The 20,133-nt window shown below is 64.5% G+C and carries 18 protein-coding genes; 12 read left to right on the forward strand and 6 right to left on the reverse strand.

Features of this window, described 5'->3' with window-relative positions; all coding sequences use genetic code 11:
- Positions 1–5: 5 nt before the first annotated feature.
- The gene (purF, locus tag AC1DQQ_RS07980) at positions 6–1,463 is read right to left on the reverse strand and encodes an amidophosphoribosyltransferase (protein ID WP_478029069.1); all 1,458 of its coding nucleotides are present in this window, start codon (positions 1,461–1,463) and stop codon (positions 6–8) included.
- Between the two features lie 141 nt (positions 1,464–1,604).
- Between purF and hisI the strand changes: the two genes are divergently transcribed.
- The 4 genes from hisI (at position 1,605) to AC1DQQ_RS08000 (ending at position 4,807) form a co-directional block, all read left to right on the forward strand.
- A complete protein-coding gene (hisI, locus tag AC1DQQ_RS07985; protein WP_478029068.1) occupies positions 1,605–1,967 on the forward strand; it encodes a phosphoribosyl-AMP cyclohydrolase in 363 nt (120 codons plus the stop codon).
- A gap of 64 nt (positions 1,968–2,031) precedes the next feature.
- Positions 2,032–2,526 (forward strand): hypothetical protein, encoded by a 495-nt coding sequence (locus AC1DQQ_RS07990; RefSeq protein WP_478044785.1) that lies wholly within the window; start codon positions 2,032–2,034, stop codon positions 2,524–2,526.
- A gap of 47 nt (positions 2,527–2,573) precedes the next feature.
- The gene (locus tag AC1DQQ_RS07995) at positions 2,574–3,002 is read left to right on the forward strand and encodes a MerR family transcriptional regulator (protein WP_478029066.1); all 429 of its coding nucleotides are present in this window, start codon (positions 2,574–2,576) and stop codon (positions 3,000–3,002) included.
- A gap of 2 nt (positions 3,003–3,004) precedes the next feature.
- A complete protein-coding gene (locus AC1DQQ_RS08000; protein ID WP_478029065.1) occupies positions 3,005–4,807 on the forward strand; it encodes an acyl-CoA dehydrogenase C-terminal domain-containing protein in 1,803 nt (600 codons plus the stop codon).
- A gap of 19 nt (positions 4,808–4,826) precedes the next feature.
- On the opposite strand, the gene AC1DQQ_RS08005 is transcribed toward AC1DQQ_RS08000, so the two are convergent.
- From AC1DQQ_RS08005 to AC1DQQ_RS08025, 5 genes are all read right to left on the reverse strand, one after another.
- A complete protein-coding gene (locus tag AC1DQQ_RS08005; protein WP_478029064.1) occupies positions 4,827–6,224 on the reverse strand; it encodes a hypothetical protein in 1,398 nt (465 codons plus the stop codon).
- A gap of 277 nt (positions 6,225–6,501) precedes the next feature.
- Positions 6,502–8,001: an ArnT family glycosyltransferase gene (locus tag AC1DQQ_RS08010; RefSeq protein ID WP_478044786.1), complete on the reverse strand. Its 1,500-nt coding sequence runs from the start codon at positions 7,999–8,001 to the stop codon at positions 6,502–6,504.
- Positions 8,002–8,315: 314 nt separating this feature from the next.
- Positions 8,316–9,719 carry a cell wall hydrolase gene (locus AC1DQQ_RS08015; RefSeq protein ID WP_478044787.1) on the reverse strand — a complete coding sequence of 468 codons (1,404 nt, stop codon included), beginning with the start codon at positions 9,717–9,719 and terminating at the stop codon, positions 8,316–8,318.
- A 138-nt stretch (positions 9,720–9,857) separates the two neighbouring features.
- A complete protein-coding gene (cysK, locus tag AC1DQQ_RS08020) occupies positions 9,858–10,778 on the reverse strand; it encodes a cysteine synthase A (RefSeq protein ID WP_478029061.1) in 921 nt (306 codons plus the stop codon).
- On the reverse strand, positions 10,775–12,163 hold the full coding sequence (locus AC1DQQ_RS08025) for an MFS transporter (protein ID WP_478029060.1): 1,389 nt from the start codon (positions 12,161–12,163) through the stop codon (positions 10,775–10,777). The genes cysK and AC1DQQ_RS08025 overlap by 4 nt, the downstream gene beginning before the upstream one ends.
- A gap of 166 nt (positions 12,164–12,329) precedes the next feature.
- Between AC1DQQ_RS08025 and pdhA the strand changes: the two genes are divergently transcribed.
- The 8 genes from pdhA (at position 12,330) to AC1DQQ_RS08065 (ending at position 20,029) form a co-directional block, all read left to right on the forward strand.
- A complete protein-coding gene (gene pdhA / locus AC1DQQ_RS08030; protein WP_478041583.1) occupies positions 12,330–13,376 on the forward strand; it encodes a pyruvate dehydrogenase (acetyl-transferring) E1 component subunit alpha in 1,047 nt (348 codons plus the stop codon).
- A gap of 1 nt (position 13,377) precedes the next feature.
- A complete protein-coding gene (locus tag AC1DQQ_RS08035) occupies positions 13,378–14,790 on the forward strand; it encodes a pyruvate dehydrogenase complex E1 component subunit beta (protein WP_478041582.1) in 1,413 nt (470 codons plus the stop codon).
- Positions 14,791–14,926: 136 nt separating this feature from the next.
- The gene (locus AC1DQQ_RS08040; protein ID WP_478041581.1) at positions 14,927–17,269 is read left to right on the forward strand and encodes a PAS domain-containing sensor histidine kinase; all 2,343 of its coding nucleotides are present in this window, start codon (positions 14,927–14,929) and stop codon (positions 17,267–17,269) included.
- A gap of 49 nt (positions 17,270–17,318) precedes the next feature.
- Positions 17,319–17,567, forward strand: coding sequence for a type II toxin-antitoxin system CcdA family antitoxin (locus AC1DQQ_RS08045; protein WP_478029056.1), 249 nt, complete (start codon positions 17,319–17,321; stop codon positions 17,565–17,567).
- Complete coding sequence (locus AC1DQQ_RS08050; RefSeq protein ID WP_478029055.1) at positions 17,567–17,863, forward strand: CcdB family protein; 297 nt, start codon at positions 17,567–17,569, stop codon at positions 17,861–17,863. The genes AC1DQQ_RS08045 and AC1DQQ_RS08050 overlap by 1 nt, the downstream gene beginning before the upstream one ends.
- The gene (gene tsaE / locus AC1DQQ_RS08055; RefSeq protein WP_478029054.1) at positions 17,863–18,303 is read left to right on the forward strand and encodes a tRNA (adenosine(37)-N6)-threonylcarbamoyltransferase complex ATPase subunit type 1 TsaE; all 441 of its coding nucleotides are present in this window, start codon (positions 17,863–17,865) and stop codon (positions 18,301–18,303) included. The genes AC1DQQ_RS08050 and tsaE overlap by 1 nt, the downstream gene beginning before the upstream one ends.
- Complete coding sequence (locus AC1DQQ_RS08060) at positions 18,300–19,271, forward strand: aminoglycoside phosphotransferase family protein (protein WP_478029521.1); 972 nt, start codon at positions 18,300–18,302, stop codon at positions 19,269–19,271. The genes tsaE and AC1DQQ_RS08060 overlap by 4 nt, the downstream gene beginning before the upstream one ends.
- A complete protein-coding gene (locus AC1DQQ_RS08065; protein ID WP_478029053.1) occupies positions 19,268–20,029 on the forward strand; it encodes a nucleotidyltransferase family protein in 762 nt (253 codons plus the stop codon). The genes AC1DQQ_RS08060 and AC1DQQ_RS08065 overlap by 4 nt, the downstream gene beginning before the upstream one ends.
- Positions 20,030–20,133 lie beyond the last annotated feature (104 nt).

A 20,133-nucleotide genomic window follows, 5' to 3' on the forward strand; every position in this document is an offset into this window, starting at 1 on the left:
GACGCTTATTCCGCGGCTTCGGGGTGAAGAGCGAGTTGCTCGTCCATATGGGCGTCGCTGTAATCGGTCAGCACGGTCGGATAATCGCCGGTGAAACAGGCGTCGCAATATTTGGGGGCGGGGCCGTTACGTCCGGCTTCGCCCAGCGCCTTGTACAGGCCGTCGATCGACACGAACGCCAGGCTGTCGGCATGGATGAAGTCGGTCATGCCGGGGACCGAATAGCGTGACGCGAGCAATTTCTCACGCTCGGGCGTGTCGACGCCGTAGAAACAGGAATGCGTGGTCGGCGGCGAGGCGATGCGCATATGCACTTCGCGCGCGCCGGCCTCACGCATCATCTCGACGATCTTCAGGCTGGTGGTGCCGCGGACGATCGAATCGTCGACCAGGATGACTGACTTGTCCTTGATCAGCGCGCGATTGGCGTTGTGCTTGAGCTTCACGCCGAGGCGGCGGACTTCGGCGCCCGGCTGGATGAAGGTGCGACCGACATAATGCGAGCGGATGATGCCGAGCTCGAACGGGATGCCCGATTGTTGGGCATAGCCGATCGCCGCGGGTACGCCCGAATCGGGGACGGGGATGACCAGATCGGCCTCTACCGGCGATTCGATCGCGAGCTGCGCACCGATCGCTTTCCTGACCGAATAGACCGACTGGTCGCCGGCGATCGAATCGGGGCGAGAGAAATAGACCCATTCGAAGATGCACGGCCGTGGCGCGGTCTGGCCGAACGGGCGCAGCGAGCGCAGTTTGCCGTCCTCGATGATGATCAGCTCGCCCGGATCGACCGAGCGGACGAATTCCGCCCCGACCACGTCGAGTGCGACGGTTTCGGACGCGAAGATGATCGACTCGCCCAATTTGCCCATCACGAGCGGACGGATGCCAAGCGGATCGCGGCACGCCATCATCCCGGTCGGGGTCAGCACGATCAGCGAATAGGCGCCCTCGACCCGGCGCAACGCGTCGACGAACTTGTCGAGCGGATCGCGATACGAGCTGGTCGCGACCAGGTGGATGATGACTTCGGTATCGCTGGTCGACTGGAAGATCGCGCCGCGCTGGACGAGATCGTTGCGCAGCCGGAAAGCGTTGGAAATGTTGCCATTATGCGCAACCGCGAACCCGCCGGTGGCAAGCTCGGCATAAAGCGGCTGGACGTTCCTGAGCGAGGTTTCGCCGGTGGTCGAATAGCGGACATGGCCGCAGGCGGTCTGCCCGCGCAGCCCGCCCATGATCTCGTCCTTGTCGAAATTGCCCGCAACATGGCCCATCGCACGGTGGCTATGGAAATGCTTGCCGTCCCAGCTAGTGATGCCGGCAGCTTCCTGCCCGCGATGCTGGAGCGCGTGGAGGCCGAGCGCGACGAGCGCGGCCGCGCCGTCCGCATCGGACACGCCGAAAATGCCGCACTCCTCGCGGAGCTTGTCGTCGTCGAAAGGATTCGTGGTCAGCATGGTGTCCGTACTCAGTGCGGACCCTAGGATCCGTGCTGCTGTGGCGCTCGGGCATATAGTGACGCCTGCCGGGTTTGTCGCGTATTTGTCATACGCCTTGTGCCGATTTTGTCGGATCGCGGCGCCGCGCTAGGGGAGGGCATGACCGACTCGCGCGAAACCGGGCTGACGCTCGATCCGAAATGGGGTGCCGATGGGCTGATCACCGCCGTGGTCACCAATGGCGATTCGGGCGAGGTGCTGATGCTGGCGCATATGAACGCGGAGGCGCTGGCGGCAACGATCGAGAGTGGCGAAGCGGTGTTCTGGTCGCGCAGCCGCGGCGAATTGTGGCGCAAGGGCGCGACGTCGGGGAACGTGATGCGGGTGCGCGACGTCCGGATCGACTGCGATCAGGATGCGGTGTGGCTGATCGTCGATCCTGCGGGGCCCGCTTGTCATACCGGCGAGCGGTCGTGCTTTTATCGGCGGGTTACGAAGACTGGGCTGGAACGGGTTGACTGAGGTGAGGCCGGAACGAGCTTCTTTTCGCTCATGCCTCCCCGGCGTGATAACTCGCCACCGCGGAATGATCTTGGCCCTGCTAGCCCTCGCAGCCTGCCACGGCAGCCAGCCTGCTCCACAGGCAACCGCAACCCCGACCAGCCTCGAAGCCGCCGCGATCGAGGCCGGGATCATCGCCGATCCTGCCAATGCCGATCCCACCGGCCTCTACACGCGCGATCGTGACCGCATCTGCGTGGTACCGAGCGCGACCGCGTTCCGCATCGGCATCTATGTCGATTATGGCGACACTTATTATTGCAGCGGGCAGGGCGAGGCGACCCGGGCCGGCGAGACGTTGCACGTCGACCTCGCCAATGCTCCCGGCTGCAATTTCGACGCGAGGTTCGAGGGCGATCGCATCCTCTTCCCCGGCCGCTTGCCCGATGCCTGCCAGAAAGCGTGCTCCTCCCGCGCCTCGCTGACGGGCCTCACCGTCGTACGGATGAGCGATTCGCCATCCGAGGCGGGCGCCCTACGCGATGGCAGGGGCAGAATGCTCTGCGCGCCCGGCAAATGACCGCACGACCCCTTTGACGTTAACGTCAAGCGAGCGTAAAAAGGGTCATGCCCTGGGTCCCTTCTTATGCCCCGATCGAGCCGCTCCACGACCGGCACAGCTTTACCATTTCCGATCTGTCCGCCGAATTCGGCGTCACCGCTCGCGCGCTGCGTTTCTATGAGGATGAAGGGCTGATCTCGCCCGAACGGCGCGGCACCCAGCGCATCTATTCGCATCGCGACCGCGCCCGGCTGGCCTGGATCCTGCGCGGCAAGCGGGTCGGCTTTTCGCTGACCGAGATCCGCGAACTGATCGATCTGTACGATGTCGGCGACGGCCGCCGCACTCAGCGCGAGCGCACGATCGACCGCTGCAGGGACCGTGTTGGCCTGCTCCACCAGCAAAAGCGCGACATCGACGCCGCCATCGCCGAACTCAACGATTTCATCGCATTGCTCGAGCAAGGCTCGCGCGCCGATCACCAGAAGGACTGACCATGCCGCAATACACGCCCCCGGTGCGCGATACGCGCTTCGTGCTCGATCACGTGCTCGGGATCGAGCGTTATGCCAACCTGCCCGGGTTTGAGAATGCGACGCCGGAAACGGTCGACGCGGTGCTCGAAGAAGGCGGTCGGTTCGTCGCCGAAGTGCTGTTCCCGCTCAACCAATCGGGTGACCTGGAGGGTTGCACGCGCCACGACGACGGCAGCGTGACGACGCCCAAGGGGTTCAAGGAAGCCTATCAACAGTTCGTCGAATCGGGCTGGGGCACGCTCAGCGCGCCGGCGGCGTTTGGCGGGCAGGAAATGCCGCATGTCGTGTCGACCGCTTTCCAGGAATTCATGATCTCGTCGAACATGGCGTTCGCCATGTATCCCGGCCTGACCCACGGCGCGATCGCTGCCCTCCTGACGAAGGGAAGCCCCGAACAGCAGCAGAAATATCTGCCCAAGATGGTGTCGGGAGAGTGGGGCGCCACGATGAACCTGACCGAGCCGCAATGCGGTACCGACCTCGGGCTGATCCGGACCAAGGCGGAACCGCAGGCCGACGGATCCTATGCGATCACCGGGACAAAGATCTTCATTTCGGGTGGCGAGCACGACCTGACCAGCAACATCATCCATCTGGTGCTGGCCAAGACGCCGGGCGCGCCCGACAGTTCGAAGGGCATTTCGCTGTTCGTCGTGCCGAAGATCTTCGTCAACGAGGATGGCTCGCTCGGCGAGCGCAACGCGGTGAGCTGCGGATCGATCGAACACAAGATGGGCATTCACGGCAATTCGACCTGCGTGATGAATTATGACGGCGCTAAGGGCTGGCTGGTCGGCGACGAGATGAAGGGCCTAGCGGCGATGTTCATCATGATGAACGCCGCCCGGCTCGGCGTTGGGTTGCAGGGCCTTGCCGTCGCAGAGACAGCCTATCAGAACGCCGTCCAATACGCGCACGACCGTCGCCAGGGCCGCGCTCTGACCGGTCCGGCCGAGCCCGGCGAAAAGGCCGATCCGTTGTTCGTCCATCCCGACGTTCGCCGCATGCTGATGGACGCCAAGGCGCTGACCGAGGGATTGCGCGCGCTCTGTTTGTGGGGCGCGCTCCAGGTCGACCTCGAACATGCCGCGTCGAGCGAGGAGGAACGGCTGCTCGCCGCCGATCTGGTCGGGCTGCTGACCCCGGTGATCAAAGGCTATGGCACCGACAAGGGCTATGACATCGCGACCAATGCCCAGCAGGTCTATGGCGGCCACGGCTATATACGCGAATGGGGCATGGAGCAGTACGTCCGCGATGCCCGCATTTCGATGATCTACGAAGGCACCAACGGCGTGCAGGCGATGGATCTGGTCGGCCGCAAGCTCGCTGCCAATGGCGGTCGCGCGGTGCAGACGCTGTTCAAGGTGGTCGGCGAGGAAGTCGCGGCGGCGAAGGGCGATCCGGCGACCGCCGATTTCGCCGCGCGGCTGGAAAAGGCCAATGGCGAACTCCAGGCTGCGACGATGTGGTTCCTGCAGAACGGCATGACCAATCCCAACAATGTCGGCGCCGGCGCGCACAGCTATATGCACTTGATGGGCATCGTCGCGGTCGGGCTGATGTGGCTGCGGATGGCCGCCGCCGCGGCGAAGCTCAAGGCGGCGGGCGAAGGCGATGCCGCGTTCCTCGACGCGAAGCTGACCACTGCACGCTATTACGCCGAGCGCATCATGCCCGATGCCGGCGCGCTGCGCCGCAAGATCGAAAGCGGGGCCGAAGCACTGATGGCTTTGCCGCCGGAGATGTTCGCCGCGGCTTGACTGGCCGCTCTGCGACGCGTCAGGCGGTTCGGTCCCATCGCAGCGTCAGCGCCGAATAGGGTGGGACCGTCGGCAGGAACGCACTGTTCGGCACGATCGGCTCGATCCGAATATGCACCTTGTCGTCGAGTGCAGGCGCCGACAGCAGGTGTCCGGAGCTCGGCGGGGTCGAGAGACCGAGCCTGTCCGCGAGCCGGATCGTCAGCGGTGTGCCGGACTTGTTGATGATCGCCAGCAGCCGCGTCCGGCCGTTGTCGGCTAGATAGGAAGTCGCATTTAGCGTTTCGGCGATCGGGCACACTCTGAGGCGAGTGCCGAGGAACAGCGCGAACGACGCCATGCCGTAATGTAATGGGCGCAGCACTTGGCCGGCGGGGCTCGACGCGATCGGTGTATAGAAACCTTCGCCGCCACCATGCAGATTGATGCCGAGATAGCCCGCGCTCGCGGTCTGTAGCGCGTAATCGAATCCCCACAATGCCGAGGCGAAGGCGTCGCTGACGCCTGCTTTGCCGCCGCCGAAACACGAATTGCCCTCGGTCATGCGGAACCGCATTCCTGTCCGCGTCGCGATCTCCTCCACCGCGGCCATCTCCTGCGCCAGCTTCTCATTGCCGTTCGCGAGCAGCTTTCGAGCGTCCATCCGCGGATCCGATGCCGGACCCATGCCGTAATAATGGCCGCTGCAGAACAGCGCATCGCCACGCGCACGCTCGGCGAACCGCGCCAGCCAATCGAGATTGATCGCCACGTCGGGGCCGGCGAATGGTGCCTTCGGAACCCGTGCACGGACCGCCCGGACAAAGGATCGATACTCGTCCCAATAAAGGTCGAAGGAATAATCCTTGCCGCGCAGGAGCGGGTTGCCGGCCCAGAAATCAGCCTCGTTGCCGAGCTGGAAACATAACAAGCGCGGGCCGAGAATGCGATGGACATAGTCGGCTTCGTCGACGGCGCGCGCGATCGTGCCGGAGCCGAAATTTAGGCCGTAGATGCACCGCCAACCGGTCGCATCGAGAAAGCCGCGCAGCGACCGCAACGCCTCGGGCGTGATCGCGCCGGCGATGGGGTGTGTCAGCGGCGGATCGAGCAGCTTCCACTCCCAATTGCGTTGCGTGGCGATCGCGCTTTCCTCTTTCACGCTCCCGAAATCCGCGCCTGGCCGCCGCCATCGGCTATAGGCGCTGAGCGATCCGCCGAAGCGCAGCACGCCATGCGGCGCGATCCCGCGAAACGCCTCGATCAGCTGCTGATTGTGAGGTGAGAAGAACGCGTGGTTGTAGAGTTGCGGCGTCTCGTAGCTCAGGCCCAGGAAATCTTCCGGAACCGTTACGCCGCCGGTTCCGGGCGCGCCGATGGTGATCGTCGATAGCGGCTCGGCCCACGCCCGGGCAGGGAGCGCTAACATTCCTGTCATTGCGATAAAGGATCGCCGATCGAATTTCGTCTGCACGAAGGTGTCCATGTTAGGTGGCGGGCGGGAGACGCGCCCAATGGCAGCATGATCGACGCGACTTGTCCAGCGATGGCTGCATTGCTTCCAAGCTCCTCTCCCGCTTGCGGGAGAGGTTGGGTGAGGGTCTTCTTTCTTCTTCCGCACGGCTAAAAACCAAGAAGAAGTAAGAAGACCCTCACCCCCCACCGCTTCGCGGCGGGCCCCTCCCACTCCCGCAAGCGGGAGAGGGTAATTCTCTCTAACGTATCCGCTGCTCGACCAGGATACCGGTGCGGAAATGCGGGCGCACCAGCAACAGCAGCCCTGGCGAGGGGCGGTCGAGATAGGTGATCTCTCGATAATCGGGATCGTGCGGGAATGGTGCCGAGCCGTTGAACATCGCGCTGCTGATCAGGCGGAAACGATAGTCTCCCACCGCCGGCTCGGCCGTGGTCAATTTGCCTGCCATGCCCAGCCGTGCGAGCGGATAGGATGCCCGCCCGACGACGTGATCCTCCGCGCTATATTGCCCGGGATGCGCCGCCATATAGGGCACGACCAGCTTCGCTTGCCAGCCTTGGTCGGGCGCGACGGCAATGGTGATGCTACCACCCAGCAGCACTAGGCCGAGTAATATCGATACGCGCCGCTTCAGCCTGGGGATCGCCAGCGCCGCGTCGAGATAGAGTGCGAAGCCGATCGTCGCGGCGGCGACGACGAACAGATAATAACGTGGCTGTGGTCTGAGCGTGAACACCCAGGTGACGGTCATATAGCTGGCGACCGCGAACAGCAGCAGCAACAGCGTCGATATTCTCGGCCGGGGAATCGTGCGATCGCGGAAGAATGGCAGCGCGCTCAGCGCCCATCCCAGGATGACGAAGCCGAACGCCGGATCGATCAGGAAATCGCCCAGCGGATTGATCGCCCAATGCAGGCGCGTCGGCCCCGCCGGGATCCACCGGCTGGCCAGATCGGGATTGAGGAAGGGGCTGCCGGCATAGGTTTTGCCGATCATATGATCGCTGGCGATGAGGACGTGATGCTTGTCGACGTGCAGGCGATAGAGCGGGTCGCCAGTCATCGCCCATAACCAGCCATTGTCCACCAACAGCGGCAAAGCGAAGCCGAGGCCGAGCAAGAGATAGGCCCTGCGCGGCATTGCCGGATCCCGCAGGAATGCCCAGCCGTAGAAAAGCAGCACAAAGGCCGCCGTCTCTCGCGTCAGCACTGCGCAGCCGAGCATCAGGCCTGAGAACAGCGACCAACCTATGCCGGCGCCACCGCTCGAGCGCCGGGCATTGAGGAACGCCCAGATCGACGTTGCGCCGAACGCGAGTTCGAGCATTTCGGGAAAGCAGCTGGTAGCCATTGCGTGGATCACGGGCGACAGGATGACCAGCACCAGCCAGAGCGCTGCTGCGCGACGCCCGCCCAGCCGCAGAATCGTCGCCACCGTCACGCCGACGAACAAGGCGTAGAACAGGCGCGGCACCAGCAGCAGCGAGTCGATCGACGGGCCGAACAGGTGGAAGATGGCGGTGATCGACAGGATCAACGGGTGGCGCAAAGCCCAATGCGACGTGCCGATCTGTGGGCCGTGCGCATACCAGCCCAGCGCTATGTCGAGATATTGCTGATCGTCGCTCGGACCGCCGGCGAACCCCGCCGGATGATAGAATAACGACAATTGGGCGAGGACGACGGAGAAAGCGATGAACAGGGCCGTGTGGCTTCGATCGGCTCGTACGTGCCGCACGCGCAACGACCCTATGTTCGACGTTAGATCATGCATTCCCAATGGGCCCTGACATAAGCAACTCGCGCCCACGGCGATGCCTGCTCCATCGCCGCGTCGTTCATGACGCCCCAAAAGGAATGACGTTGCAGATCGCGTCCAACATCATTCTCGCGATGAAATGACTGGAAAACGCCCGAGGTTCCAGGTGCGGAGCCGTCAGGGCCCGCGCAAATCGAACGGTTCGGACGGTTTCAGCCGTGCTCACCCATTGCTGCGCGAGGAGATCCCGACGCGCGGCGCAATGGCCGGCGCTGTTCGCGAGTGGATGACGGTTAGGGCCGCTCGGGAAGCGATGCGGTTGGGCGCGGTGCCGGCGTGGCGGCGGCCTTGGGCGCGGGAGCGGCATCGGCCGGTTTGCGGCGCACCCCATTGAGCCCGTCAGGCACGGTCGCCGCGGTCGGTTTCACCGAGAAGGTCATGGTCGACGGCGCCGCCCCAGGCTTGCCCGGTGTTGTGCCGGTCACCGGAGGCGGGGTGAGGGGGCGCGTGCCCGGCGCTGGCGTCGTCGTCTGGGGCAGGCCGAGCACCTGGAGCTTCATGCATTCGCCCTTGGACGCGCGCTTGAATTGCGCGCAGTTCCACAGCGCTTTTTCATAGCCATGCGCCTTGTCGCGCAGATAGCTGAACGACATCGTCGCGATCTGCGCCTGGCCAAGCGGCAAATTGGCCGGGGTGTGCGCCTTGTCGGTCCAGGCCATCAACTTGCAATAATCGCGCGCGCCGCACGCCTTGGTCGCCACCGTTGGGAACGAATCCGCACCGGTGCGGGCATCGAGCGTGACGAGGAAGCTGTTGGGATCGATCGACAAGGGCGAGCCGGCAGCTTCGCCTACGGTCGGGGCGCCGTTGATCTCGGCGGGACTAACGTTGGCGACGTCGACCTCGCCGATATGCGCGCTCGACAAACCGCCAAGAGCGGCGATGTTCGGCTCGGATCCCGAAACCCTCTTGAGGAAGGCGGCGGGCGTTCCCCACCAACCGGTCCAGCGGAAGAACAGATGCGTCTTTACTGCCGCGATCTTGTCGAGGCTCGCGCTCCAATAGGGCACCACCCAGTCAGTGTGGTAATGCGTCGCGTAGCCGACCTTGGCGTCGACCGAGCCGTTCAAGGCCGCGATCGCCACGTCACGCGCGCGCTTCCAGGCTGTAGGGCTGGGCCGCCAGCGCGTCAGCGCACCGTCGCACGAAAAACTGAACTGACACCCGGTGCTGCGGTCCGACCCCTGGAACACCACGCCGCACACCGATTTGGGGAAGGCCGGATGGCGGACGCGGTTGAGCACGACCTGTGCCACCGCTCGCTCACCGTCGGTATCGTCGCCCGCTTCGTAGAGTTGGGCAACGGCCAGACAGTCGATCGCGCGCAGCCGCGCATCGGTCGAGCCCGAAAAGATGAACGGACGGGCGGCGGGATTGGGCAGGGTCGAGAAGGGGACGTTGGCGTTGAAAGCCTTGGCGTCATTGGGATCGACCGACTGGAACTGGACGGGTTCGACCGGTGGCAATTCGGTCGGGGGGACGACGCGTTGCGGCAGGACAGTCACGCCTTTCGGAACCGGGCGCACGTGGGGCATCAACGTGATGATCGCGACAGGAACCGCGACCAGCAGGATCGCCACCACGCTCAGGATCAGGCGCAGCGCGAGCGAGGGGGAGCGGGTCGGCGAGTCGATCAAATTTCTACCTGTGGAGGAGGCGCGCACGCACCTGCGCGATATCGCGCGCGCGCAAGCCCTTAGCGCAAAGCGTCCGCTGCCAAAACCCCGAAGGCCGGATTTGTTCCCTCGAAACGGGTCTTTCCTATGCCGGACTGCTCAGCTTTCGGGCAGGAAGTCGGGCACTGACAGATAGCGTTCGCCGGTATCGTAATTGAATCCAAGCACGCGCGTGCCGGCAGGAAGGTCGGGGAGTTTTTGCAGAATCGCTGCGAGCGTCGCGCCCGAGCTGATCCCGATCAGCATGCCTTCCTCCCGCGCCGCGCGACGCGCCATGTCCTTGGCGACCCCGGCGTCGACCTTGATCACGCCGTCGAGTGCCTGAGTGTGGAGATTGGCCGGAATGAAGCCCGCGCCGATGCCCTGGATCGGGTGCGGACCTGGCTGGCCGCCCGAAATGACCGGCGAGGCGTCGGGCTCGACCGCATAGACTTTGAGGTTCGGCCAGCTCTTCTTGAGTGTCTCCGCGACGCCAGTGATATGTCCGCCCGTGCCGACGCCGGTGATCAGCACGTCGATTGGAGAATCGGCGAAATCAGCGAGGATTTCCTGTGCGGTCGTCTGCACATGCACGTCGATGTTCGCAGGATTTTCGAACTGTTGCGGCATCCAGGAATTGGGCGTCTGCTCAATCAGTTCGAGCGCGCGCTCGATCGCGCCCTTCATGCCTTTCTCGCGCGGCGTGAGGTCGAAGGTCGCGCCATAAGCGAGCATCAGGCGGCGGCGCTCGATCGACATCGATTCGGGCATTACCAGGACGATCTTGTAGCCTTTGACCGCGGCGACCATCGCCAGGCCGACACCGGTATTGCCGCTGGTCGGCTCGATGATCGTGCCGCCGGGCTTGAGCTTGCCGTCGCGCTCGGCCGCCTCGACCATGCTCAGCGCGATACGATCCTTGATCGAGCCGCCGGGGTTGGAGCGCTCGGACTTGATCCACACCTCGCTGTCTGGAAACAGCCGCTGGACGCGGATGTGCGGGGTGTTGCCGATCGTTTCCAGGATGGTGTTGGCCTTCATGGCTGGATCACTCCGTGTTCGGGGGCAGTTTCTAGGATGTCGGGCGGGTCGAAAGACTTTGCAAGCCGAAGTTCGGGGTATAGCCGTGCCCAGAGCAACGTGATGACAATCGCGCCGACACCGCCGAACACGACTGCGCCGACCGGCCCCAAAATCGAGCCGAGCAGGCCGCTTTCGGCCTCGCCTAGCTCGTTCGATGCCGAAATCGTCAGCTGCGACACCGCGGAGACGCGGCCACGCATGGCGTCGGGCGTGTGCAGCTGGATCAACGACGAGCGGACATAGACTGACACCATGTCGGCGCAACCCGCGACGATCAGCGCGATCAGGCTCAGCCAAAAGGCCGGCGCTACGTCCACGCGGCTGGAGGCGAGATGCAGAGTCTTCGCAACTGCCTTGGGCAGTGTGACGGTAAGGTCGGTGATTCCCAACACGTCGGTGATCGTGTGCGCGAGACCGAAGGTCAGAATACCGGCGCCGAACACGATGACTGCGATCAACATTTTGATGCCGACATTCGACTTCATCGGGCGGAACGAGAAGAACAAGGCGGTGGTCGTGGCACCTATTCCCATGCCCGCTGCCAGCAGGCCCAAGCCTTGTGCCCCAACATGCAGAATATCGCGCGCGAACACAGGCAGCAACGCAGTCGAACCTGCGAGCAGGACGGCGAACAGGTCAAGAGTGATCGCTGCCAGCACCAGGCGGTTGTTGCGGACATAGCGGAACCCCTCGACAATGCGATGGAGCGGGCGATGATCGGCCTGCGCCTGCGGCTGAGGCACCTTGCCGATCAGGAAAATCATCCCCAGCGCGATGAGGAAGAGCGCGGTCGACGTGCCGTAGGCCGCATCGGGATGGATCGCGTAAAGGAAGCCGCCCAGGCTGGGGCCGATGATCACGCCGACCTGCCAGGCGATCGAACTGACCGCGATCGCCGTCGGCAGCACCTCGCGCGGGACCAGGTTCGGGGCGAGCGCGGAATAGGCCGGACCCGAAAAGGCGCGCGCCAAGCCGATCATCACGGCGGCGAGGAACAGCATCGGCAGGCTCAGCGCGTGAAGCCAGGTGAGGGTGCCGAGCATCACCGTCGTCGCCACCAGCAGCGCGGTAGTGAACCGCACGATCCAGCGGCGGTCGAACGTATCCGCGACCAACCCGACGATCGGCGTCAGCAGGAACAGCGGCACGAACTGCGCCACCCCGATCATGCCGAGCAGGAAAGTTGCTTCCTTGATGCTGAGGTGATGAACGTCCCGCGCGAGACTATAGACTTGCCAGCCGATGATGATCGACATGGCGGAAAGCGCGACGGTGCCAGCAAAACGCGACAGCCAATAGGCGCGAAAATTGGCGATACGGAACGGATGGTCGGCGGGGAACATCTGGCTCGCCTTAGGCGGTGCCGCCCGCATTCCGCAACCATCGCGTTGCTTGTCCGTTGCGAAGTTGATCTCCGTTTCGGCCCTGTCGCAGCGCACGATTGAAAACCGCAACAGGTCCGGCCTATAGGCCGCCCTTTCTCCCCCAAGGAAACGAGGTTTCCCCATCGTGGCAAAAGCCCCAGCGCGCGCCAAAAGCGAGCCCCCAGTTACCAACCGTCCGCGGCCCGATGAGCCGCAGCCCTATCAGGCGTCGAAGGAGGAACTGCTCGAACTCTACAAGCAGATGCTGCTGATTCGCCGCTTCGAGGAAAAAGCGGGCCAGCTTTACGGCCTGGGTTTCATCGGTGGCTTCTGCCACCTCTATATTGGCCAGGAAGCGGTCGCGGTCGGGCTCCAGTCGGCGCTCGATGGCGAAAAGGACAGCGTGATCACGGGGTATCGCGATCACGGTCACATGCTCGCCTACGGCATCGACCCCAAGCTGATCATGGCCGAGCTGACCGGCCGTGCCGCCGGCATCTCGAAGGGCAAAGGCGGGTCGATGCATATGTTCTCGACCGAGAAGAAGTTCTACGGCGGGCACGGCATCGTCGGCGCGCAGGTGTCGTTGGGCACCGGGCTTGCCTTCAAACACAAATATTCGAACGACGGCGGCGTCTGCCTCGCCTATTTCGGCGATGGCGCGGCCAATCAGGGCCAGGTCTACGAATCGTTCAACATGGCCGAGCTGTGGAAGCTCCCGATCATCTACGTGATCGAGAACAACCAATATGCCATGGGCACCAGCGTCAACCGAGCTTCGTCCGAGGACCAGCTCTATCGCCGCGGTGAGAGCTTCCGCATTCCCGGCATCCAGGTCGACGGCATGGACGTGCTGGCGTGCCGCGGGGCAGCCGAGGAAGCGCTCGCTTGGGTCCGTGCGGGCAAGGGTCCGCTCATCCTCGAGATGAAGACCTATCGCTATCGCGGCCACTCGATGTCGGACCCGGCCAAATATCGCAGCCGCGAGGAAGTCCAGGCGGTCCGCGACAAGTCCGACCCGATCGAGCACGCCAAGCAATTGCTCGAGAAACTGGGCGTGAAGGAAGACGAGCTGAAAGCCGCCGAGGCAGCGATCAGGAAGCAGGTGAACGAGGCGGCGGACTTCGCCGAGCAGACGCCGGAGCCCGAGGTGGGCGAGCTTTATACCGACGTGCTGGTGGAGTCGTACTGAGATGGCGATCGAGATCAAGATGCCGGCGCTGTCGCCGACGATGGAAGAAGGCACGCTCGCCAAGTGGCTCGTCAAGGAAGGCGACACGGTCAAGTCGGGCGACATCATGGCCGAGATCGAGACTGACAAGGCGACGATGGAATTCGAGGCGGTCGACGAAGGCACGATCGCACAGATCCTGGTTGCCGAGGGTACCGACAATGTGAAGGTCGGCACGGTCATCGCGATCCTTGCGGCAGAGGGGGAGGAAGTGTCGAAGGCGACGCCTGCACCCGCGCCCGCAGCAAAGGTTGTAGACCCCGAGGTCGCCCAGGAAGCGGCCGAGAGCGGCACGCCCGAACCTCACCTCGTCGAGACCGGCGCGCGTCAAATGTTCGAAGCGGCCAAACACGACGCCGAAGTCGCCGACCCCGAAGTTCCCGCCGGTACCGAGATGGTCAAGCTGACGCTGCGCGAGGCGCTGCGCGACGCGATGGCCGAGGAAATGCGCAAGGACGAGCGCGTCTTCGTGATGGGCGAGGAAGTCGCGCAATATCAGGGCGCGTACAAGGTCACCCAGGGCCTGCTCGACGAGTTCGGCGAGAAGCGGGTGATCGATACGCCGATCACCGAATATGGCTTTGCCGGTGTCGGCACCGGCGCGGCGATGGGCGGCCTGCGCCCGATCGTCGAGTTCATGACGTTCAACTTCGCGATGCAGGCGATCGACCACATCATCAATTCGGCGGCCAAGACCAATTACATGTCGGGCGGCCAGATGCGTTGCCCGATCGTGTTCCGCGGCCCCAACGGTGCGGCCAGCCGTGTCGGCGCACAGCATTCGCAGAATTATGGTCCCTGGTACGCCAGCGTTCCTGGCCTGATCGTGATCGCTCCCTACGATGCGGCGGACGCCAAAGGCCTGCTCAAGGCGGCGATCCGCAGCGAGGATCCGGTTGTCTTCCTTGAGAACGAATTGCTCTACGGCCGCTCGTTCGAGGTGCCGCAGGTCGAGGATTGGGTCCTCCCGATCGGCAAGGCGCGGATCATGCGCGAGGGCAAGGATGTGACGATCGTCAGCTATTCGATCGGCGTCGGGATCAGCCTGGAAGCCGCCGACGAGCTCGCCAAGGAAGGCATCGAGGCCGAAGTGGTCGATCTGCGCACCCTGCGCCCGCTCGACCGCAAGACGGTGCTCAAGAGCCTGGCCAAGACCAACCGTATCGTCGTGGTCGAGGAAGGCTGGCCGACTTGTTCGATCGCGTCCGAAGTCGCCGCGTTCGTGATGGAGGAAGGGTTTGACGACCTCGACGCCCCGGTGTTGCGCGTGGCCAATGAGGACGTGCCGCTCCCTTATGCCGCGAACCTGGAAAAGCTCGCGTTGATTTCGGCCGCCAAGGTCGTCGAGACGGTCAAGAAGGTCTGTTATCGCTGATATTGCTGTGATCGGCCCGATCCCGTTCGGGTCCCGCTTGTCGAATGCCTGCACTTCTCTCTACGAAGATGCAGGCGCTCGATGGGTGAAGCGCGAACGGGATTAGTTGACTGGTGATGATCGGGGGCCGTTTCTGATGGTGTCGACGACGACCCTCGGCCTTGTCGGGGCGGCTCTCGCTCTGGCGATCGTCGCGACGTGCTGGATCCTGTACACCGGATTGCGCGCCCGCGCCGCCGCCGCGGCGACGATGGCGGGCAATGACAAGCTGAACGCGCTATTGGCGTCTGCCCCGGCATTGGCGATGGTGGTGCGCGCCGATGGCCGGCTGGAAATGCCCGATCGGCTAGCCGACTGGCTCGGTCTGGCGCCCCCGCCCAAATATCTGGCGGAATTGGTGGCGCCAGGCACCGGTCTGACCAGCGAGGACGCGGTGCTGCTGGGCGATGCGGTCACCGCGGCGCAGAAGGCTGGCGAGCCATTCACGCTGACCATCCGCCCGCAAGGATCGACCCGCATGCTCGCGGTGCGCGGCCAGCGCGCGCCGCGCGAAGTGGGGTCGCCCGGCGGCGTGGTTGTCTGGTTCTTCGATTCGACCGAAAGCCAGGCGCAGATCGGCCAGTTGCGCGGCGAGGCCGCCGACCTGGGCCAGGCCTTCGCCGCGTTGCGCGGGCTGATCGAGGCTGCGCCACTGCCGATGTGGTACCGCGGACCCGACATGCGGCTGGCGATGGTCAATTCGGCCTATGTCCGCGCGGTCGAGGCGAGCGACGCCAAGGATGTCGTGGCGCGCCAGGTGGAGTTGATCGAGGGATCGGGAATCGGCGGTCCGCTGGCGAGCGCGCTCGTCGCCCGCGATACGGATCGCCCCAACGTCCAATCGATGCCCGCGACGATCGGTGGCGCACGGCGCATGCTCCGCATCCACGACGTGCCGCTGCCGACGCCGCCGGGTGGGGTGGCCGGTTTTGCCATCGATATCGAGGATCTCGAGCAAGCGCGCGGCGGGATGAAGCGATTCTCCGACGCCCAGCGCGCGATGCTCGATCGCCTTTCCGCCGGCGTCGCGCAATTCGCGGCGGACCGCAGCCTCGCTTTCTGCAACCAGTCGTTCCAGCGCATGTTCGCGATGCGCAGCGAATGGCTCGCCGACCGTCCCGAATTCGATCGCGTGCTCGAACGGATGCGCGAGGCGAACCGGCTTCCCGAGGTGCGCGATTTCCCCGGCTGGAAGGCGGAGCGCCGCGACTGGTTCCTGGCGGCGACCGGCGCGATCGAAGAGACCTGGACGCTGCCTGGCGGGGTGCACCTGCGGCTGGTCGGCAATCCGTTGCCCGACGGCGGGCTATTGCTGATTTTCGAGGATCGCACCGAGCAGGTCCAGCTTGCCAGCGCGCGCGATACCTTGCTCCGCGTCCGCACCGCGACGTTCGATAATCTGTTCGAGGCGCTGGGCGTGTTCGCGGGCGACGGCCGGTTGCAGATCTGGAACAACAAATTCCGCCAGCTGTGGGAATTCGACGAGGAGTTCCTGACCAGCCATCCCCGGATCGACGCGCTGGTCGAAAAGGGCGCCGCGCGGCTCGCGCAGCCAGGCCGGGCAAGCGTGATTGCCGAGATCGTGCGTTCGGCGGCGGTTGGCCGGCAACAGCGCGGCGGCCGCGTGGCGTTCGCCGACGGGCGCCATTTCGAATTCGCCGGCGTGCCACTCCCCGACGGCAACGCGCTATTCACGATGCTCGACATTTCCGACAGCCGGCACATCGAACAGGCGCTGCGCGATCGCAACGAGGCGCTGGAGGCGGCCGATCAGGTCAAGACCGCGTTCGTCGCGAACATGAGCTATGAATTGCGCACCCCGCTGACCTCGATCCAGGGCTTCGCCGAAATGCTCGGCGAGGGCTATGCCGGCAAGCTTACCAAACAAGCCGACGGCTATGTCGACGCGATCCTCGAATCGGTCGCGCGGCTGGCGGCGTTGGTCGACGACGTGCTCGATCTGACCGAGGCCGATCAGAACAAGATCGAACGCCTCAGCGTCGATCTGGAAACCACCGCCTACAACGCCGCGGAGACAATCGCGCCGATCGCCAAGCGCAAGAAAGTCGATTTCGCCATCGAGGTCGCGCCGTCGACCGGCATGGTGAAGGGCGATGCCAAGAAGTTGCGCCAGATGATCGAGCATCTACTGCGCCACGCGGTGGGCGGGATTGGCGAGGGCGGACGCGTGCTGCTCCACACCGATGGTGACGTGCGGACGGCGCGGATCGTTGTGTCGGACGATGGTCCGGGAATGACGCCGGACGCGATCGAGCATGCGTTCGATCGCTTTGGCGGACACCAGGCGCGCGATGACGACCGCGCGCTTGGGCTCGGCCTGCCGATCGCGCGGCAATTCGCCGAGGCGCATGGCGGCACGATCCAGTTATTGTCCGAACCCGGCGCGGGGGCAGTGCTGATCGTCGAGCTGCCGCGATAGCTTGCGTCGCGATTTCGATGCGCATAATCTATGCGCATAGGAGATTGTGATGGCGAGAGTGCGTGAAGATCGGGCGCCGTTCCGCCGGCCAACCAACGTGTCGCTCGACGCGCGCCTGGTTGAAGAGGCCAAGCAACTCGGCATCAACGTTTCCCGCGCGAGTGAGGAAGGTTTGGCGCGCGAAGTGAAGGCTGAGCGGGAACGCCGGTTCAAGGAAGAGAATGCCGAGGCTTTCGAGGAATATAACCGATTTATCGAGGAGAACGGCTTGCCGCTCGAACGGTATCGCACGTTCTGATGGCACGATTTGATGTGCATCGCGGTGAGGGCGGGCCGCTTCTGCTCGATTGCCAAACCGATTTGCTCGACGGGATCAACTCGCGGCTGATGGTCCCTTTGTATCGCGCAGACCGAGTCGAGCGAAAGATCCCGCGCCTCAATCCCGTCTTCAGCGTTGCCGGAAACGATATGGTCATGTTGACCCAATCGATGGGCGCGGTGCCAATCAAGCGGATTGGGGTGCGCGTCGATTCACTTACGGCTGAACAGGACGCAATCATGAACGCCATCGACATGCTGTTGAGCGGCTATTGATGCTGCTCGCCGATGCTGCCGCCAGCGAGGAATTCGGCGCCCTTCTCGCCGCTGCGGTCCGTCCCGGCGATGTCGTCACGCTATCCGGCTCTCTCGGCGCCGGTAAGACCAGTATCGCTCGTGGCCTGCTCGCGGCTTTGGGACTCGAAGAGGAAGCGCCGTCGCCGACCTTTGCGATCGTGCAGCCATATGCGCCACCCGAGACGCGGCTGCCGGTGATGCATGTCGACCTCTACCGGATCGAGCATGTCGACGAACTCGACGAACTCGGGCTGGACGAAGCGCGAGAGGACTCGGTCCTGCTGATCGAATGGCCCGAGCGTGCGCCCGGCCGATGGCCGGACGCCTTGGCATTGACCTTGGACTTCGCACCCGATGGCGGACGCCGCTTGACAGCAACCGTGCCCGCGGCATGGGAGGGGCGATGGCCCTTGACATGAATCCACCGGCGGGGACCGCCGATTTCCTTGCCAAACTGGGCTGGGGAGAGGGCGACGTGCTGCCGCTCGCCGGCGACGCCTCGTTCCGGCGCTATTTCCGCGTCGCCGACCACGGCCGCAGCGCGATCCTGATGGATGCGCCGCCACCGCATGAGGACCCGCGCCCGTTCATCCAAGTCGCGCAATGGCTGGTCGCGCGCGGTTTCCCCGCGCCGGTGATCTTCGGCACGGACCTTGAGCAGGGACTGGTGCTGATCGAGGATTTCGGTGACGCCCGGATGCGCGAGACGGTCGATGCCGCGCCGGAAAGCCTGTTGCGGATGTACGAGGCGGCGGTCGATATCCTGATCCGCTTGCGCGGGGAACCCGCCGGCCCGTGGCGTCCCTATGACCGCAAGGAATTGCAGCGCGAAGCCGATTTGCTGACCGAATGGTATTGCCCGGCAATCGGCGTGACGGTCGATACCGACGGCTACGCCAAAGCCTGGGGCGAGGTGTTCGACCATGCGCTGGCGGCCGAGCCGGTGACGGTGCTGCGCGATTATCATGCCGAGAATCTGATGCTGATCGGCGGCACCGAAGCGCTCGGCCTGCTCGATTTCCAGGACGCTTTGGCGGGCCATCCGGCCTATGATTTGGTGTCGCTGCTGCAGGACGCTCGCCGCGATGTCGAGCCCGAGATCGAGGCGGCGATGCTCGACCGCTATCGCCGCGTGACCGGTGCGGGCGACGATTTCGATGCGGCCTATCACATCCTCGGCGCGCAGCGGAACGCCAAGATCGTCGGCATCTTCACCCGGCTATGGCGGCGCGACGGCAAGCCGCGCTATCCGGCGATGTGCCCGCGCGTCTGGCGTTATCTGAACCGCGATCTTGATCACCCGGCACTGGCGCCGGTCAAGGCCTGGTTCGACGCCAATATCCCGGCCGACCTGCGCGGCGACCCGATGGAGATCGCCCGCGCATGACCGCGAAACGCACCTTGTCGCTGCGGCCCGATCCGGGCGGCACGGTTCCGGAAACCGCGATGGTGATGGCGGCGGGAATCGGCAAACGCATGCGTCCGCTCACCGCGACGCGACCCAAGCCGCTGATCCAGGTCGCCGGTCAGCCCTTGCTCGATCACGTATTCGACCGCCTCCGCGCGGCGGGGATCAAGCGTGCGGTGGTCAACGTCCATTATCTCGCCGATGCGCTCGAAGCGCACCTCAAGAACCGGGTGAAGGGCGTCGACATCATCGTCTCCGACGAGCGCGATCAGTTGATGGAAACCGGGGGCGGCATCGTCAAAGCGCGCGACCTGATCGGCGACAAGCCGTTCGTCGTCGCCAATGCCGACAATCTGTGGGTCGACGGACCGGCGGACACGATCAAGCTGCTCGCGTCGCGCTGGGACGACGAGGCGATGGACGCGCTGTTGCTGATGGTGCCGTTGGCGCGCGCGCATAATCATGGCGGCTTGGGCGATTTTCACCTCGACGCCAACGGCCGCATCACCGGGCGCCGCAAGCCTGGGAGGGTGGCGCCGTTCGTCTATACCGGCGTCCAGATCCTCTCGCCGCGCGTGATCCACGATTGGCCGGAAGGGCCGTTCTCGACCAACCTGTTCTGGAACCGCGCGATCGAGGCCGGGCGTGCTTACGGCTTCGTCCATCAGGGGTTGTGGTTCGACGTCGGCACGCCGCCGGCCATTGCCAAGACGGAAGCGCTTCTGATCGATGCTTAGGGTGCGGCCTTGCCGCTCAAGCTCGTGTCGTCATGCGGGCTTGTCCCGGCATCCAACGTGCACCAACGGCTGACTTCCCAGGAGGCGCGTTGGACCCCGGCACA

Source organism: Sphingomonas sp. P4_G3, assembly GCF_056401105.1.

What these genes read in the sequence shown, in the direction of transcription:
- AC1DQQ_RS08040 (WP_478041581.1), top strand. Translation starts at nt 14,927, where the DNA reads ATGGTGTCGACGACGACCCTCGGCCTTGTCGGGGCGGCTCTCGCTCTG.
- AC1DQQ_RS08005 (WP_478029064.1), bottom strand. Translation starts at nt 6,224, where the DNA reads ATGACAGGAATGTTAGCGCTCCCTGCCCGGGCGTGGGCCGAGCCGCTA.
- AC1DQQ_RS07995 (WP_478029066.1), top strand. Translation starts at nt 2,574, where the DNA reads ATGCCCTGGGTCCCTTCTTATGCCCCGATCGAGCCGCTCCACGACCGG.
- AC1DQQ_RS08045 (WP_478029056.1), top strand. Translation starts at nt 17,319, where the DNA reads ATGGCGAGAGTGCGTGAAGATCGGGCGCCGTTCCGCCGGCCAACCAAC.
- AC1DQQ_RS08050 (WP_478029055.1), top strand. Translation starts at nt 17,567, where the DNA reads ATGGCACGATTTGATGTGCATCGCGGTGAGGGCGGGCCGCTTCTGCTC.
- cysK (WP_478029061.1), bottom strand. Translation starts at nt 10,778, where the DNA reads ATGAAGGCCAACACCATCCTGGAAACGATCGGCAACACCCCGCACATC.
- AC1DQQ_RS07990 (WP_478044785.1), top strand. Translation starts at nt 2,032, where the DNA reads ATGATCTTGGCCCTGCTAGCCCTCGCAGCCTGCCACGGCAGCCAGCCT.
- AC1DQQ_RS08000 (WP_478029065.1), top strand. Translation starts at nt 3,005, where the DNA reads ATGCCGCAATACACGCCCCCGGTGCGCGATACGCGCTTCGTGCTCGAT.
- tsaE (WP_478029054.1), top strand. Translation starts at nt 17,863, where the DNA reads ATGCTGCTCGCCGATGCTGCCGCCAGCGAGGAATTCGGCGCCCTTCTC.
- AC1DQQ_RS08065 (WP_478029053.1), top strand. Translation starts at nt 19,268, where the DNA reads ATGACCGCGAAACGCACCTTGTCGCTGCGGCCCGATCCGGGCGGCACG.
- AC1DQQ_RS08025 (WP_478029060.1), bottom strand. Translation starts at nt 12,163, where the DNA reads ATGTTCCCCGCCGACCATCCGTTCCGTATCGCCAATTTTCGCGCCTAT.
- AC1DQQ_RS08035 (WP_478041582.1), top strand. Translation starts at nt 13,378, where the DNA reads ATGGCGATCGAGATCAAGATGCCGGCGCTGTCGCCGACGATGGAAGAA.
- purF (WP_478029069.1), bottom strand. Translation starts at nt 1,463, where the DNA reads ATGCTGACCACGAATCCTTTCGACGACGACAAGCTCCGCGAGGAGTGC.
- hisI (WP_478029068.1), top strand. Translation starts at nt 1,605, where the DNA reads ATGACCGACTCGCGCGAAACCGGGCTGACGCTCGATCCGAAATGGGGT.
- AC1DQQ_RS08060 (WP_478029521.1), top strand. Translation starts at nt 18,300, where the DNA reads ATGAATCCACCGGCGGGGACCGCCGATTTCCTTGCCAAACTGGGCTGG.